The 16387-nt window shown below is 67.5% G+C and carries 13 protein-coding genes; 12 read left to right on the top strand and 1 reads right to left on the bottom strand.

Going from position 1 to position 16387, the window contains the following annotated elements:
• From ubiH to gcvP, 7 genes are all read left to right on the top strand, one after another.
• Complete coding sequence (gene ubiH, locus CXK94_RS11535; RefSeq protein ID WP_102894454.1) at nt 1-1179, top strand: 2-octaprenyl-6-methoxyphenyl hydroxylase; 1179 nt, start codon at nt 1-3, stop codon at nt 1177-1179.
• Nucleotides 1180-1245: 66 nt separating this feature from the next.
• Nucleotides 1246-2466 (top strand): 2-octaprenyl-3-methyl-6-methoxy-1,4-benzoquinol hydroxylase, encoded by a 1221-nt coding sequence (locus tag CXK94_RS11530; protein WP_102894453.1) that lies wholly within the window; start codon nt 1246-1248, stop codon nt 2464-2466.
• Between the two features lie 112 nt (nt 2467-2578).
• On the top strand, nt 2579-3580 hold the full coding sequence (locus tag CXK94_RS11525) for an extracellular solute-binding protein (protein WP_037042924.1): 1002 nt from the start codon (nt 2579-2581) through the stop codon (nt 3578-3580).
• A 109-nt stretch (nt 3581-3689) separates the two neighbouring features.
• A complete protein-coding gene (locus tag CXK94_RS11520) occupies nt 3690-5306 on the top strand; it encodes an ABC transporter permease (protein WP_102894452.1) in 1617 nt (538 codons plus the stop codon).
• A 156-nt stretch (nt 5307-5462) separates the two neighbouring features.
• On the top strand, nt 5463-6545 hold the full coding sequence (gene gcvT, locus CXK94_RS11515) for a glycine cleavage system aminomethyltransferase GcvT (RefSeq protein WP_102894451.1): 1083 nt from the start codon (nt 5463-5465) through the stop codon (nt 6543-6545).
• A 52-nt stretch (nt 6546-6597) separates the two neighbouring features.
• A complete protein-coding gene (gene gcvH / locus CXK94_RS11510; RefSeq protein ID WP_102894450.1) occupies nt 6598-6987 on the top strand; it encodes a glycine cleavage system protein GcvH in 390 nt (129 codons plus the stop codon).
• 58 nt (nt 6988-7045) lie between these two features.
• Nucleotides 7046-9922 carry an aminomethyl-transferring glycine dehydrogenase gene (gene gcvP / locus CXK94_RS11505; protein ID WP_102894449.1) on the top strand — a complete coding sequence of 959 codons (2877 nt, stop codon included), beginning with the start codon at nt 7046-7048 and terminating at the stop codon, nt 9920-9922.
• 234 nt (nt 9923-10156) lie between these two features.
• Here the strand turns inward: gcvP and yihA are convergent, their stop codons facing one another.
• Nucleotides 10157-10783 (bottom strand): ribosome biogenesis GTP-binding protein YihA/YsxC, encoded by a 627-nt coding sequence (gene yihA / locus CXK94_RS11500; RefSeq protein ID WP_102894473.1) that lies wholly within the window; start codon nt 10781-10783, stop codon nt 10157-10159.
• Between the two features lie 258 nt (nt 10784-11041).
• Between yihA and CXK94_RS11495 the strand changes: the two genes are divergently transcribed.
• From CXK94_RS11495 to CXK94_RS11475, 5 genes are all read left to right on the top strand, one after another.
• Nucleotides 11042-11674 (top strand): c-type cytochrome, encoded by a 633-nt coding sequence (locus CXK94_RS11495; protein ID WP_102894448.1) that lies wholly within the window; start codon nt 11042-11044, stop codon nt 11672-11674.
• Nucleotides 11675-11865: 191 nt separating this feature from the next.
• Nucleotides 11866-12495: a thiol:disulfide interchange protein DsbA/DsbL gene (locus CXK94_RS11490; RefSeq protein ID WP_037042996.1), complete on the top strand. Its 630-nt coding sequence runs from the start codon at nt 11866-11868 to the stop codon at nt 12493-12495.
• Nucleotides 12496-12501: 6 nt separating this feature from the next.
• Complete coding sequence (locus tag CXK94_RS11485) at nt 12502-13371, top strand: endonuclease/exonuclease/phosphatase family protein (protein WP_102894447.1); 870 nt, start codon at nt 12502-12504, stop codon at nt 13369-13371.
• Complete coding sequence (locus CXK94_RS11480) at nt 13368-15215, top strand: diguanylate cyclase (protein WP_102894446.1); 1848 nt, start codon at nt 13368-13370, stop codon at nt 15213-15215. Before CXK94_RS11485 ends, CXK94_RS11480 begins: the two co-directional genes overlap by 4 nt.
• A gap of 200 nt (nt 15216-15415) precedes the next feature.
• Nucleotides 15416-16198: an N-acetylmuramoyl-L-alanine amidase gene (locus tag CXK94_RS11475; RefSeq protein WP_102894445.1), complete on the top strand. Its 783-nt coding sequence runs from the start codon at nt 15416-15418 to the stop codon at nt 16196-16198.
• Nucleotides 16199-16387: the final 189 nt, after the last annotated feature.

Genomic DNA, 16387 nt, shown 5'->3' with positions numbered 1-16387 from the left:
TTGAACGGCCTGGCAATCATCGGCGGCGGCCTGGTCGGCGCCAGCCTGGCGGTAGCCCTGCAGCAGGGCGCGCGTGAGCGCGGCTGGCGCATCCATCTGATCGAGCCGTTCGAGCCCGGCCACGAATACCAGCCGAGCTACGACGCGCGCTCCACCGCGCTGTCCTACGGTACCCGGCTGATCTACCAGCGCCTCGGCCTGTGGGAGCGGATCGCCGAGCGCGCCGAGCCGATCCTGCGCATCCATGTCTCCGAACGCGGGCGTTTCGGCGCCGCGCGGCTGGATGCAGGCAGCGAAGGGGTCGAGGCACTGGGCTACGTGGTGGAAAACGCCTGGATCGGCCATTGCCTGTGGCAGGCGCTGGATGACGTGGTGGTGGTGCGCCATTGCCCGGCCGAGGTCGATCGGCTCGTGCCCGCTGCCGACGGCTATCGCCTGACCTTCACCGACGGGCAGCAGCTGGACTGCGCCTTGGCCGTACTGGCCGACGGTGGCCGCTCGGGGCTGCGCGAGCAGCTCGGTATCCAGATCCTGCGCCGGCCTTATGGGCAGACAGCGCTGATTGCCAACGTCACGCCGGGCAAGCCGCACGGCGGGCGGGCCTTCGAACGCTTCACCGCGGACGGGCCGATGGCGCTGCTGCCGCTGCAGGACGACCGCTGCGCGCTGGTCTGGAGCCGTGCCCCGGCCGATGCCGCACGGCTGGCGCAGTTGCACGAGGCGCAGTTTCTCGCCGAGCTGCAGGACGCCTTCGGCTATCGGCTCGGCACCCTGCAGCAGGTCGGGGCGCGGCACCTCTATCCGCTGGCGCTGGTCGAGGCCGAGGAGCAGGTGCGTTCAGGCCTGGTGGTGCTCGGCAACGCCGCGCACAGCCTGCATCCGATCGCCGGCCAGGGCTACAACCTGTCGCTGCGCGACGTCGACGCGCTGAGTGCCGCGCTGCTGCGCAGCACTGCCGGGCTCGGCGACCTGGCAACGCTGCAGGACTATGCCCGCCGCCAGCGTCTCGACCAGCGGCTGACCGTCGGTTTTTCCGATCAGCTCACCCGGCTGTTCGGCGACTCCGCGCCGCTGACCGCCGCCGGGCGCAACCTGGGCCTGATCGGCCTCGACCTGGCGCCGCCGGCCAAGCGCTGGTTCGCCCGTCAGGCGATGGGCTTGGGCACGCGCGCCGGCTGATCGGCGCAACCCTCGGGCCCTCTAACTTCGACTCAAGCCGCAGCCGCGGCAGCCGGGAGACATATGATGCAAGCGGATCTGATCATCGTCGGTGCCGGAATGGTCGGCAGCACCCTGGCCCTGGCGCTGGAAGGCTGCGGGCTGAAGATCGTGGTGGTCGATGCCGGCCCGCTCGAGGTGCTTCCGTTCGACGCCCAGGCCGCCTTCGAGCCGCGGGTCAGCGCACTGTCCGCCGCCAGCCAGCGGATTCTCCAGCGCGTCGGCGCCTGGCCGGGGATCGCCGCGCGGCGGGCCAGCCCCTACACCGACATGCGCGTCTGGGACGGCTCGGGTACCGGGCAGATCCATTTCTCGGCCGAGGCGGTGCATGCCGAGGTGCTCGGCCATATCGTCGAGAACCGGGTGGTGCAGGATGCGCTGCTGGAGGCGTTGCAAGCGCGTGGCTCGGTCGAACTGATCGCCGGCGCGCGGCTCGAGCGGCTGCAACGTGGCGACGAAGGCTGGCTGCTGAGCCTGGCCGACGGCCAGCAATTGCGCACGCCGCTGCTGGTCGCCGCCGACGGCGCCCATTCCGCGGTACGGCGCCTGGCCGGCTGCGAGACGCGCGAGTGGGATTACCTGCACCAGGCCATCGTCACCAGCGTGCGCTGCGCCGAGCCGCACCAGCGCACGGCCTGGCAGCGTTTCACCGATGACGGCCCGCTGGCGTTCCTGCCGCTGGAGCGTGACGGCGACCGCCACTGGTGTTCGATCGTTTGGTCGGTCACCGAGGATGAAGCGCATCGGTTGATGGCGCTGGACGACGAGACGTTCCGCGCCGCACTCGGCCGCACCTTCGAACAGCGCCTGGGCACGGTGCTCGAGGTCGACCCGCGGTTGTGCATTCCGCTGCGCCAGCGCCATGCCAAGCGCTACGTGCAGCCCGGCCTGGCGCTGATCGGCGATGCCGCACACACCATCCACCCCCTGGCGGGGCAGGGCGTCAACCTCGGCCTGCTGGATGCGGCGGTGCTCGCCGAAGTGCTCGAAGCGGCGCTGGCGCGTGGTGAATCGCCGGCCGACCTGCGCGTGCTGAGCCGTTTCGAGCGTCGCCGCATGCCGCACAACCTGGCGATGATGGCGGCGATGGAAGGCTTCGAGCGGCTGTTCCAGGCCGATCCGCTGCCGCTGCGCTGGCTGCGTAACGCCGGGCTGAAAGCCGTGGAGTCGCTGCCCGAGGCGAAAGCCCTGTTCGTGCGCCAGGCGCTGGGCCTGAGCGGCGACCTACCGGAGTTGGCGCGGGCCTGATGGCGAAGCGATGGTTACCAGGCATTACGTGCACACATTGTCGCATTGAGAAGCGAAATAACATTCACTATTATTTGGCCTCTATTCGAATTCATAAAAAAGAGGCTGTTCCATGCAGGCAAGCAAAGGTTTACTCGCCGCTCTGGCGCTCACCGCGCTGTCGAGCGCTGTCCAGGCTGCCGATGAAGTAGTGGTCTATTCCTCGCGGATCGACGAGCTGATCAAGCCCGTCTTCGACGCCTACACCCAGAAAACCGGTGTCGCGGTGAAGTTCATCACCGACAAGGAAGCCCCGCTGATGGCCCGCATCAAGGCCGAAGGCGAGAACACGCCGGCCGACCTGCTGCTGACCGTCGACGGCGGCAACCTCTGGCAGGCCGAGCAGATGGGCATCCTGCAGCCGCTCGACTCGCAAGTAGTGAAGGACAACATCCCGTCGCAATACCGTTCCTCCAGCGACGCCTGGACCGGCCTGTCGCTGCGCGCGCGGACCATCGTCTACTCGCCGGAGCGGGTCAAGGACGGCGAACTGAGCACCTACGAAGCGTTGGCCGACAAGAACTGGGAAGGCCGCCTGTGCCTGCGCACCAGCAAGAAGGTCTACAACCAGTCGCTGACCGCCACCCTGATCGAAACCCACGGTGTCGAGAAGACCGAGCAGATCCTCAAGGGCTGGGTGAACAACCTCGCCACCGACGTGTTCGCCGACGATACCGCCCTGGTCCAGGCCATCGATGCCGGCCAGTGCGACGTCGGCATCGTCAATACCTACTACTTCGGCCGCCTGCATGAACAGAACCCGCAGCTCAAGGCCAAGCTGTTCTGGCCGAACCAGAACGATCGCGGCGTGCACGTCAACCTGTCCGGCATCGGCCTGACCAAGCACGCCCCGCATCCTGAGGCGGCGCGCAAGCTGGTGGAGTGGATGAGCAGCGCCGAGGCGCAGAACATCTTCGCCGACATCAACATGGAGTTCCCGGCCAACCCTAGCGTCAAGCCTTCCGCCGAAGTGGCGGCCTGGGGCGACTTCAAGGCCGACACCATTCCGGTGGAAGTGGCCGGCAAGCGCCAGGCCGAAGCCATCAAGCTGATGGATCGGGTCGGCTGGAACTGATGTCGCTCCAGCGGTGACGTGAGGCGCCAGCCGCCACGTTCGCCGCTGCGGTTATACTCGACGCCCCGGCCTCGTCCGGGGCGTCGTCTTTTATGCTGTCGAGGCTTGAGTGTCCCATCCCATCGAGCGCCGCTGGTACCCCATCTCCTTCGCCGTCGCGGCCCTGGTACTGCTGCCGCTGAGCATTCTGCTGGCCAGCTGGAGCGTCGTCGATACCGAGATCTGGGCGCACCTGTGGGATACCCAGATGCCGCGGCTGCTCGGCAATACCCTGACCCTGGTGCTCGGTGTCGGCACCGGCGTGGTGGTGCTCGGCGTCAGCCTCGCCTGGCTGACCGCCCTGTGCGAGTTCCCCGGGCGCAGCTGGCTGGATTGGGCACTGATGCTGCCCTTCGCGATTCCCGCCTACGTGCTGGCGTTCGTCTTCATCGGCCTGCTGGATTTTTCCGGCCCGGTGCAGAGCCTGGCGCGCGAGTGGTTCGGCAGCGGCATCCGCTTTCCGCGGGTACGCTCCACCGGCGGCGTCGTCGCGGTGCTGGTGCTGGTGTTCTATCCCTACGTCTACCTGCTCGCGCGTTCGGCGTTCCTCGCCCAGGGCAAGGGCCTGATGGAAGCCGCGCGGGTGCTCGGCCAGTCGCCCTGGCAGGCCTTCTGGCGGGTCGCGCTGCCAATGGCGCGGCCGGCCATCGGTGCCGGCCTGGCGCTGGCGCTGATGGAGACGCTGGCGGACTTCGGCGCGGTTTCGGTATTCAACTACGACACCTTCACCACCGCCATCTACAAGACCTGGTACGGCTTCTTCAGCCTGACCAGCGCCACCCAGCTGGCCAGCCTGCTGCTGCTGGCGGTGATGCTGGTGCTCTACGGCGAGCGGCGTGCCCGCGGCGCGGCGCGCCCGGCGAACGATCGGCCGCGCTCCGCGGCGTTGTATCGCCTGACGGGGGCCAAGGCCTTCGCCGCCAGCGCCTGGTGCGGGCTGGTGTTCCTCTGCGCCTTCGTCATCCCGGTGCTGCAGTTGCTGGCCTGGCTCTGGCAGCGCGGGCGCTTCGATCTCGACGAGCGTTATGCCGGGCTGATCCTGCATACCCTCTACCTCGGCGGCATGGCCGCGCTGATCACTGTGACGGTGGCGCTGCTGCTGGCCTTCGCCCGCCGCCAGGCACCGGTGCGCTCGATCCGCAGCGCGGTGAGCCTGGCCAATCTCGGCTACGCTCTGCCCGGTTCGGTGCTGGCGGTGTCGATCATGCTGGCCTTCAGTTATCTGGATCGGCATATGGTGATCCCGCTTTCCAGCTGGCTCGGCGGCGCCGGCAAGCCGATCCTGCTCGGCAGCCTCGGCGCCTTGCTGCTGGCCTACCTGATTCGCTTCATGGCGGTAGCCTTCGGTCCGCTGGAAAGCAGCCTGGCGCGGGTCCGTCCGTCGCTGCCGCAGGCGTCGCGCAGCCTGGGTGTCGGCGGGCCGGCGCTGTTCGTGCGCGTCTATCTGCCGCTGCTGCTGCCGGGCACCCTGAGCGCCGTCTTGCTGGTGTTCGTCGATGTGCTCAAGGAGATGCCGGCCACGCTGCTGATGCGTCCCTTCGGTTGGGACACCCTGGCGGTGCGCATTTTCGAGATGACCAGCGAGGGCGAATGGGCGCGCGCCTCGCTGCCGGCGCTGACGCTGGTGCTGGTGGGATTGCTGCCGGTGATCCTGCTGATCCGGCGTTCGGCCAGGCGGGTGGGATAGCGGCGCACTGGCGCTTCCGCTTGCCGGATGTGCCGTGACCTGCCGCCACCTTGGGGCTACAATGCGCGCCATTCGAAAGTCGCCGGTCCGTGTCCGGGCCGGTTTTTACAGGCTTTTCCAATGCCGATTCGGCGACCTGCCCGGAAGGAGACACCCATGGGTCAGCGTACTCCCCTCTACGATCAGCACCTTGCGCTCGGCGCCAAAATGGTCGATTTCGGTGGCTGGGACATGCCACTGCACTACGGCTCCCAGGTTGAGGAGCATCATCAGGTGCGGCGTGACTGTGGAGTGTTCGACGTCTCGCACATGACCGTGGTCGATGTGTCCGGCGATGGCGCCCAGGCCTATCTGCAGCATCTGCTGGCCAACGACGTGGCGCGTCTGAAGAGCGCCGGCCGGGCGCTCTACAGCGCCATGCTCAACGCGCGTGGCGGCGTGGTCGACGACCTGATCGTCTATCTCAGCGACTGGGGCTACCGCCTGGTGGTCAATGCCAGCACCCGCGACAAGGACCTGGCCTGGATGCAGGCGCAGGCGTCCGCTTTCGCCGTCGAAGTCCGCGAGCGCCCGGAACTGGCCATGCTGGCCATCCAGGGGCCGCAGGCGCGGGCGCGCACCGCCGAGCTGGTCAGCCAGGCCCGCGCCGCGCTGATCCACGAACTCAAGCCGTTCCAGGGGCTGGCCGAAGGCGACTGGTTCATCGGCCGCACCGGTTACACCGGCGAGGACGGGCTGGAGATCATCCTGCCGGCCGAACAGGCACCGGACTTCCTCAGCGAACTGGTCGGCGCCGGCATCCCGCCGATCGGCCTCGGCGCGCGCGACACCCTGCGCCTGGAGGCCGGGCTGAACCTCTATGGCCAGGACATGACCGAGGACGTCTCGCCGCTGGCGGCCAACATGGGCTGGACCATTGCCTGGGAGCCGGCCGAGCGCGACTTCGTCGGCCGCGCGGCGCTGGAGCAGCAGCGTGCCCAGGGCGATCTGCCCAAGCTGGTCGGGCTGGTGCTAGAGGAGCGCGGCGTGCTGCGCGCCCATCAGGTGGTGCGCGTCAATGGCGTTGGCGATGGCGAAATCACCAGCGGCAGTTTTTCGCCTACGCTTGGCAAATCCATCGCGCTGGCGCGCGTGCCGGCCGGCACCGGCGAGCGCGCGGAAGTGGAAATCCGTGGCAAGTGGTACCCGGTACGTGTGGTGCAGCCGACCTTCGTGCGTCACGGCAAGGTACTGGTGTAAATTCGACCGACCGTTTTGCGCGACTGCTGTCAACAGCCTTGAGGACACAACAATGAGCGATATCCCCAGCGATCTGCGTTACGCCGCCAGCCACGAGTGGGCCCGTCTCGAAGCGGACGGCAGCGTCACCGTCGGCATCTCCGATCACGCCCAGGAAGCGCTGGGGGACGTGGTCTACGTCGAACTGCCGGAAGTCGGCCGCCAGCTCGGCGCCGGCCAGGAAGCCGGCGTGGTGGAATCGGTGAAGGCCGCGTCCGACATCTACGCGCCGGTGTCCGGCGAGGTGGTCGCGATCAACGAAGCGCTCGCCGACTCGCCCGAACTGGTCAACAGCGACCCCTACGGCAGCTGGTTCTTCCGCCTGCAGCCGAGCGATCCGGCGCAGCTGGACAAGCTGCTCGACGCCACTGGCTACCAGGCCGCCTGCGACGCCGAAGCCTAAGCATCATCTTCGAAAGCCCCGCTCCGCCGGGGCTTTTGTTTTTTCGAGAGTAGCTGCCATGCCGCATATGCCGAGTCTTTCCCAACTCCAGCAATCCGATGCCTTCCTGCGCCGCCATCTCGGCCCGGACGCGGGCGAACAGCAGGCCATGCTCGACGCGCTGGGCCTGGCCAGTCGCGAACAACTGATCGAGCAGACCGTGCCGCCGGCGATTCGCCTGCAGGGCGAGCTGGCGCTGCCGCCGGCATTGGACGAACAGGCCGCGCTGGCCAAACTGCGTGGCTATGCCGAGCAGAACCAGCTGTGGACCAGCCTGATCGGCATGGGCTACCACGGTACCGTCACCCCGCCGGTGATCCTGCGCAACGTGCTGGAGAACCCGGGCTGGTACACCGCCTACACGCCCTACCAGCCGGAAATCGCCCAGGGCCGCCTGGAAGCGCTGCTCAACTACCAGCAGATGATCATCGACCTCACCGGTCTCGACCTGGCCAACGCCTCGCTGCTCGATGAGGCCACCGCCGCGGCCGAAGCCATGACCCTGGCCCGGCGCATGGCCAAGAGCAAGAGCAACCGTTTCTTCGTCGAGGAGAACTGCCACCCGCAGACGCTCTCGGTGGTGCGCACCCGCGCCGAGGCGTTCGGCTTCGAACTGGTGGTCGGTACGCTCGACGAGCTGGCCGGCCAGGAAGTGTTCGGCGCGCTGCTGCAATACCCCGATACCCATGGCGAGATCCGCGACCTGCGCCCGGCCATCGAGCAACTGCACGCGCAGCAGGCGCTGGCCTGCGTCGCCGCCGACCTGCTCAGCCTGCTGCTGCTGACGCCGCCCGGTGAACTCGGCGCCGACGTGGTGCTCGGCTCGACCCAGCGCTTCGGCGTGCCGATGGGCTACGGCGGCCCGCACGCGGCCTATTTCGCCAGCCGCGACGAGTTCAAGCGCGGCATGCCGGGACGCATCATCGGCGTGTCCAAGGACGCCCGCGGCAACACCGCGCTGCGCATGGCGCTGCAGACCCGCGAACAGCACATCCGCCGCGAGAAGGCCAACTCCAACATCTGTACCGCGCAGGTGCTGCTGGCCAACATCGCCGGTTTCTACGCCGTCTACCACGGCCCGCAGGGCCTCAAGCGCATCGCCCAGCGGGTGCACCGGCTGACCGCCATCCTCGCCGCTGGCCTGGAGCGCAAGGGCATCGTCCGCCTCAACCGGCATTTCTTCGACACCCTGACCCTCGAGGTCGGTGGCGCGCAGACGGCGATCATCGAAAGCGCCGAGGCGGCGCGGATCAACCTGCGCATCCTCGGCCGCGGCCGGCTCGGCGTCAGCCTCGACGAGACCTGCGACGAGCGCACCGTCGAGCAGCTCTTGGCGATCTTCCTCGGCGCCGACCACGGCCTGGAGATCGCCGCGCTGGATGCCGGCGAGTTGCCGGACGGCATTCCCCAGGACCTGCGGCGCGGCAGCGGCTACCTCGAGCATCCGGTGTTCAACGCGCACCACAGCGAAACCGAGATGCTGCGCTACCTCAAGCAGCTGGAGAACAAGGACCTGGCGCTCAACCAGGCGATGATCCCGCTCGGCTCCTGCACCATGAAGCTCAACGCCACCAGCGAGATGATCCCGATCACCTGGGCCGAGTTCGCCGACCTGCACCCCTTCGCCCCGCAGACCCAGGCCCAGGGCTACCGGCTGATGATCGACGAGCTGGAAGCCTGGCTGTGTGCGATCACCGGCTTCGACGCCATCAGCATGCAGCCTAACTCCGGCGCCCAGGGCGAATACGCCGGGCTGCTGGCGATCCGCAACTACCACCAGAGCCGCGGCGAGGCCCAGCGCGACATCTGCCTGATCCCGTCCTCGGCCCACGGCACCAACCCGGCCTCGGCGCAGATGGCGAGCATGCGTGTGGTCATCGTCGACTGCGACAAGGCTGGCAATGTCGATCTGGAAGACCTCCAGCGCAAGGCCGCCGAAGCCGGCGACCGGCTGTCCTGCCTGATGATCACCTATCCCTCGACCCACGGCGTCTACGAGGAGAACGTGCGCGAGATCTGCGCGGCGATCCACGCCCACGGCGGCCAGGTCTACATGGACGGCGCCAACCTCAACGCCCAGGTCGGCCTGGCGCGGCCGGCGGACATCGGCGCCGACGTCTCGCACATGAACCTGCACAAGACCTTCTGCATCCCGCACGGTGGTGGCGGCCCGGGCATGGGCCCGATCGGCGTCAAGGCGCACCTGGCGCCCTTCGTCGCCAACCACCCGGTGATCGAGCTGGACGGGCCGCAGGCCGGCAACGGCGCGGTCAGCGCGGCGCCCTGGGGCAGCGCCAGCATCCTGCCGATCAGCTGGATGTACATCGCCATGATGGGGCCGCAGCTGCGCGAGGCCACCGAGGTCGCGATCCTCGCCGCCAACTACCTGGCCAACCGCCTTGGTGGCGCCTTCCCGGTGCTCTACAGCGGGCGCAACGGCCGCGTGGCGCATGAATGCATCATCGACCTGCGCCCGCTCAAGGCGGCCAGCGGCATCAGTGAGGAAGACGTCGCCAAGCGCCTGATGGACTACGGCTTCCATGCGCCGACCATGTCCTTCCCGGTGCCCGGCACGCTGATGATCGAGCCCACCGAGAGCGAATCGAAGGCCGAGCTGGACCGCTTCGTCGAAGCGATGCTGAGCATCCGCGCGGAGATCGCCAAGGTGCAGGACGGCGAATGGCCGGCGGACAATAACCCGCTGGTGCATGCGCCGCATACCCTGGCCGACGTGACCGGCGAGTGGGCGCGCCCGTACAGCATCGCCGAGGCGGTGACGCCCAGCACCCATGCGCGGATGCACAAGTACTGGCCGGCAGTGAATCGCGTGGACAACGTCTACGGCGACCGCAACCTGTTCTGCGCCTGCGTGCCGGTGGAGGCGTATCGGGAGTGAGGCCGGGCCGAGGCCTGAAAGCAGTGCGGCATGCTGATTTCAGGCTTCAGGCCGGCCTGCATCGCCGCGAGGGCGCGCCTCCCACCGGGTTCGGTGTGCACCGCCCGTTTCCGTGGGAGGCCCGACCTCGGGGCGATGCTTTTCAAGCTTCAAGCCGCGCAGGGTGGATGTCGCTTTTTACATCCACCTTTACCTCCGTCTGGCGGATCGGTGAAGCGTGATCCACCCTACCATCTATTCCGCTTCGAGCATCCCCAGCAGCTCGGCGAGCTTGAGCTGCGCTTCCTCGACACCCTGGCGCTTGGGCGCGGAGAACAGCTGCACGCTGACGTTGTCGCCCCAGTGCTGGCGGATTTCGCGCTGGATGCCCAGCAGGGCGGTCTTGGCGGCGCCGAAGGCGAGCTTGTCGGCCTTGGTCAAGAGGATGTGCAGCGGCATCTGGCTGGCGCTGGACCAGTCCAGCATCATCCGGTCGAACTCGGTCAATGGATGGCGGATGTCCATCATCAGGAATACCCCGGCCAGGCTCTCGCGGCTGCCCAGGTAGGCTTCCAGGTGGCGCTGCCAGTGCTGCTTGAGTGGGATCGGCACCTTGGCATAGCCGTAGCCGGGCAGGTCGACCAGGCGGCGCTCGTCGTCCAGGCGGAAGAAGTTGAGCAGTTGGGTGCGCCCCGGCGTCTTCGAGGTGCGTGCCAGGTTGGCATGGGTCAGGGTATTCAGCGCACTGGACTTGCCCGCATTGGACCGCCCGGCGAAGGCGACTTCCAGACCCTCGTCGGCCGGGCACTGATCGACCTTGGCGGCACTGGTCATGAAGGAGGCCTGTTGGCAGAGGCCGAGAATCGGGTTTTTCGGGAGCATGATGGTTCCGATGTAATGCGCGGGGGTGCGGCAATGGTTCATTTCCGTTTCAAGAACGGAAGTATATAATGCCGCAGATTTTATGTGCGCTTTGGCCTGATCTCTGGCTTCGCACGGCATTCCACGCGGTCCCGCGGGTAGCGATGCCATGCGGGACCGATGTCCAGCATGCCACTATAACGAGCGTCGCCACGGCCAGCCGGCTGTGCGTGACCCGATGAATTCCTTACAAACCCTTAGCCGTAGTTGGATTAGCTGATGAACAAAGTACTCGTGAGTCTGCTGTTGACCCTTGGCATCACCGGTATGGCCCACGCGGCTGGAAACGCCGAAGCTGGTCAGGGCAAAGTTGCTGTGTGTGGCGCCTGCCACGGTACCGATGGCAACAGCCCGGCACCGAACTTCCCGAAACTCGCTGGCCAGGGCGAGCGTTATCTGTTCAAGCAACTGCAAGACATCAAGGCCGGCAGCACGCCGGGCGCCGCGGAAGGCGTCGGCCGCAAGGTGCTGGAAATGACCGGCATGCTCGACCCGCTGAGCGACCAGGACCTCGAGGACATCGCAGCCTACTTCGCCAGCCAGAAGATCGCCGTGGGCTTCGCCGATCCGGCACTGGTGGGCCAGGGCGAGAAACTGTTCCGCGGCGGCAAGCTGGACCAGGGCATGCCCGCCTGTACCGGTTGTCATGCGCCCAACGGTGCCGGCAACGACCTGGCCGGGTTCCCGCAGCTGGGCGGCCAGCATGCCGCTTATACCGCCAAGCAGCTGACCGCTTTCCGTGAAGGTGACCGCACCAACGACGGCGATGCCATGATCATGCGCAGCATTGCCGCCAAGCTGAGCAACAAGGACATCGAAGCGCTGTCCAGCTACATCCAGGGCCTGCACTGACCGCACGGGTCACTGACCAGCCAGCCTGAGCAAAGGGCGTCGGGGCCGTGAGCCGCGACGCCCTTTTTGTTTTACGCCTCGCTACAATTACCCCTTCCACCCGGTGGGCGGACCGCGGAAAAACGCTGGCGAGTCCCGGCGTTTTGCTGCAGCCTGTTGCGCCATCGGTCCGTCGTTAACAGGAGTATTTCATGCGCAATTTCCTACTCACTGCCGTTCTGGCTGCTGTGAGCCTGTTCGGCCTGGTGGCCCAGGCAGCAGAGTTCCAGGCTGGCAAGGAATATGTCGAGCTGAGCAGCCCGGTCCCGGTCGCCGATGCAGGCAAGGTCGAGGTGGTGGAGCTGTTCTGGTACGGCTGCCCGCATTGCTATCAGTTCGAGCCGGTCATCAATCCATGGGTCGCGCAGCTGCCCGAGGACGTGGACTTCAAGCGCATCCCGGCGATGTTCGGCGGCCTGTGGAACGCCCATGGCCAGCTGTTCATCACCCTGGAGGCGATGGGCGTCGAGCAACAGGTGCATGACGCGGTATTCGCAGCCTACCACCAGGAGCGCAAGAAGCTCGCCACGCCCGAGGAGATGGCCGATTTCCTCGCCGGGCAGGGCGTCGACAAGCAGGCGTTCCTCAAGGCCTACAACTCTTTCGGCGTACGCAGCCGGGTGGAGCAGGCCAAGAAGCTCGGCATGGCCTACCAGATCACTGGCGTGCCGGTGATGATCGTCAACGGCAAGTACCGTTTCGATCTCGGCTCGGCTGGCGGCCCCGAGCGTACGCTGGAGGTCGCCGACTTCCTCATCGAAAAAGAACGCGCAGCACGGTAAGCGCCGATGCTGCGCCGCTGGAGCGCGCCGCGCCTCGCCGGGCCCGGCAAGGCGCGGATCAATTCGCACTGTCTGGCCAGCAGCGGGCTGCCGGCCGATGGTCGCCTGCGACTGCTCAGCTTCAACATCCAGGTCGGCATCAGTACCGAGCGCTACCACCACTACCTGACCCGTAGCTGGCAGCACTTGCTGCCGCATCCCGGCCGTGCCGGCAATCTGCAGCGCATCGGCGAGCTGCTCGGCAACTACGATCTGGTCGCGTTGCAGGAGGCCGATGGCGGCAGCCTGCGCTCCGGCTATGTCAATCAGGTCGAGCACCTGGCCCAGCTGGGCGCCTTTCCCTACTGGTATCAGCAGCTCAACCGCAACCTCGGGCGTTTCGCCCAGCACAGTAACGGCGTGCTCAGCCGCCTCGAGCCCCAGAGCCTGGAGGACCACCCACTGCCCGGGCCTTCCGGGCGCGGCGCCATTCTGCTGCGTTTCGGCGAGGGGGCGGATGCCCTGGTGGTGGTGATGATGCACCTGGCGCTGGGCGGCGGAGCGCGGGCGCGCCAGCTGGCCTATATCCGCGAGCTGATCGCCGGCTACCGCCATCAGGTGTTGATGGGCGACATGAACACCCATGCCAACGACCTGCTGGAGAACTCTCCGCTGCGTGACCTCGGCCTGCTGGCGCCACAGGTCGAGGCGACCTTTCCCAGCTGGCGGCCGCAGCGCTGCCTGGACCATATCCTGCTGAGCCCGAGCCTGACCCTGGAGCGCGTCGACGTGCTGGCGCAGCCGATTTCCGATCACCTGCCGGTGGCGGTGGAAATCCGTCTGCCCGATTCGCTGCAGGGCGATACCCTGCCGGTTCAGGCGAGCGAGCCGATATGAGCGACGAAGCCCAGCGCTGGCGGGAAAAATACCTGCAGCTCGTCGAGCAGCAGGAACAGCTGGAGGCCCGCTGGGAGCAGCGCGTCGACCTGCTGCGGCGCAGCCTGGTACGCAGCAGCATCGCCGTCGAGGGTGCCGATGCGGCGGTCGAACGCTGCCTGCAGCAGATGCGGGGAGTCCTGCGCGACGGCGATCTGGATGAGGGCCTGAGCAAGCTGGTACCGCGCCTGGAAAAGGCCGTGCTGGACTCCGAGCGGCACCGCCAGGAGCGGGCGGTGCAGCTCACCGAGGCGCTGCACCGGCTGGCCGCCCAGCTGCAGGCGCTGCCGTTGCCGGCCGAACTGCGCAAGCCCCTCAAGCGTTTCGCCAGGCAACTCGATCAACGTGCGGCGCAACTGCGCGAGATCCCGGCGCTGTTGAGCGAGCTGAGTGTATTGCAGGAACAGGCGCTGAGCCTGCAGGATGATCCGGCCATGCCGCGGGGCGGTTTTCTGCGGCGCCTGTTCGGCGGGGGGGGCGAACCGCTGGCGGAGCCCGCCACCGTGGCGCAGGGCGGTGTGGAAGACGGCGAATGTGCCGTCGCCACCGCACCATCGGCAACCGTTCGGCTGCAGCCGGCGCTGGATGATGACGAGGTCGATCCCGCCGTCGTGGCCGACGCCCTGCCGCTGCCGGAACGACTGCTCGTCGAGCAGCCGGCGCAGGACGAGCCGACAGCCGAGGACGAGGCGCCGCAGGAAACCGTGGCTGACACGGTCGCCGATGCCGAGCATGCCCTGCCGGTATCGCCGGAGCCCGCCTATAGCGTGGTAGCCGAACGGGTCGAAGCCTCGCTCAGCGGGCTGCTCGACGGCCTGCATCTGCCCGAACAGCACCAGCCACGACTGCAGACGCTGCGCGAGCGCATCCAGCGTGGCCTGAACTGGTACGAGCTGGTACCGGTGCTGGACGACCTCGCCATGCTGGTGATCGCGGTCAGCGACCTGGGCCAGCGTGAATTCGAGAACTACCTGCAGACCCTGAACGAACGCCTGGCGGCCATGCAGGACAACCTGCATGCCGCCCACCAGGGCCATACCCAGAACAGCGATGCCGCGCGGGCGCTGGATGCCGAGCTGCGCGAGCAGGTCGGCGGGCTGCAGACCAGCATGCGCCAGGCGACCGACCTGGCGAGCCTCAAGCAGGTGGTGGAGGCGCGCCTGGACGGGCTGCTGAATACGGTGGATACCTACCAGCGCCAGCGCAGCGAGCACGAAGACAAGCTCGGCGAGCGCCTGCAGCAGCTGGTCGGCCGTATCGGCAGCCTAGAGCAGGCCGCGCGTGGCCTGCGCGGGAACCTGGAAATGCAGCGGCAGAAGGCGCTGCAGGATGCCCTGACCGGATTGCCCAACCGCGCCGCCTGGAACGAACGGCTCGACCTCGAGTTCGCGCGCTGGCAGCGCTACGGCGGCGAGCTGCTGCTGGCGGTGCTGGATGTCGACCATTTCAAGCGGGTCAACGACGGCTACGGCCATCTGGCCGGCGACCGGGTGCTGAAGATCATCGGCGGCGAACTGCGCAAGCGGCTGCGCAAGACCGATTTCATCGCCCGCTTCGGGGGCGAGGAATTCGTGATGCTGCTGCCCGGGACGTCATCCGCTGCTGGGCAGCAGTTGCTCGAGGCGCTGCGCCAGGCGATCGCGGCCTGCCCGTTCCACTTCAAGGGCGAACGCATCCAGGTCACCCTGTCGGCTGGGTTCAGCGCCTTCGTCGACGGCGATACGCCGGAGCGTGTCTTCGAGCGCGCCGACCAGGCGCTCTATCGGGCCAAGGACGCCGGGCGCAATCGTATCGAGATGGCCTGACCGGTTCGCCGTCCGCCGGAACCGTGGTTGCCGCTACGGTGCCGAACAGCCTCCGTCGCGGCGGCGCCGAAACGTCGCCTGAAGGCGGGACCCGCCGGGTATAATCTCCGCCCCGTCCGCAGGTCGCGCCGGGCGCCAGTCGAATCCGGCAGCGCAGCGCGGTTCATCTGCGTCATTGCGCTGTCGACACAGAGGTCCCGATGAAAGCCGTAACCATCGCCCTGATGCTCCTGTTGCTGGCCGGCTGCGCCGCCGGTCCGCGGATCGACACCCGCTATACCTCCGCCGGCCAGGACAGCCGCGCCCAGTTCATCGTGCTGCATTACACCTCGAGCGACCTGCCGCGCTCGCTGGAGCTGCTCCTCGGGCGGGACGTCAGCAGCCACTATCTGATCGGCGACTCGCCGGCGACCATCTACCGCCTGGTGGACGAAGACCGCCGTGCCTGGCATGCCGGCGAGAGCCAGTGGAACGGGCGGACCTGGCTGAACGCCAGCTCCATCGGCATCGAGCTGGTCAACCGTGGCTATGTCGAAAGCGCCGACGGACGGCGGCTCTGGTATCCCTATTCCGAGCAGCAGATCGATGCGCTGGTGGTGCTGCTCAAGGACATCATGGCGCGCCATGGGCTCAAGCCCGGGGCGATCGTCGGGCACAGCGATATCGCCCCGCAGCGCAAGGTCGACCCCGGTCCGCTGTTTCCCTGGAAGCGCCTGGCCGATGCCGGTCTGGTGCCCTGGCCGGATGCCGCCGCGGTGGCGGCACAGCGGGCGCACTATGCCGCCAGCGGCCTGCCGGCGATCGACTGGTTCCAGCAGGCGCTGGCGCTGCAGGGCTACCAGGTGCCGCGCCATGGGCAGCTGGACCTGGAAACGCGCAACGTGATCGCCGCGTTCCAGATGAAGTACCGGCCGGCGCGCTTCGACGGCGAGCCGGATGCCGAGACCGCCGCGCTGCTGCAGGTGCTCAACGACGGTCGCTAGGCAACTACGCGGTTCGCAGGGTGCCACGTAGGCTGGGTTGAGGAGCGTAGCGACGAAGCCCAACATGACACACCGACGTCCAGCCATATGTGGCTGCGAGAAGACAATGGCGCAGCCGGTGTGTTGCCCGATGCACCGTATGTTGGGCTTCGCAGGCCAACCCAACCTGCCATCATTACGAGCCGTGGG

It is taken from the genome of Stutzerimonas stutzeri, assembly GCF_002890915.1.
GTDB classification, from domain to species: Bacteria; Pseudomonadota; Gammaproteobacteria; order Pseudomonadales; family Pseudomonadaceae; genus Stutzerimonas; species Stutzerimonas stutzeri_AF.
The sequence above is the reverse complement of the archived record's forward strand: the minus strand, read 5'-3'. Positions and strand labels throughout refer to the sequence as shown.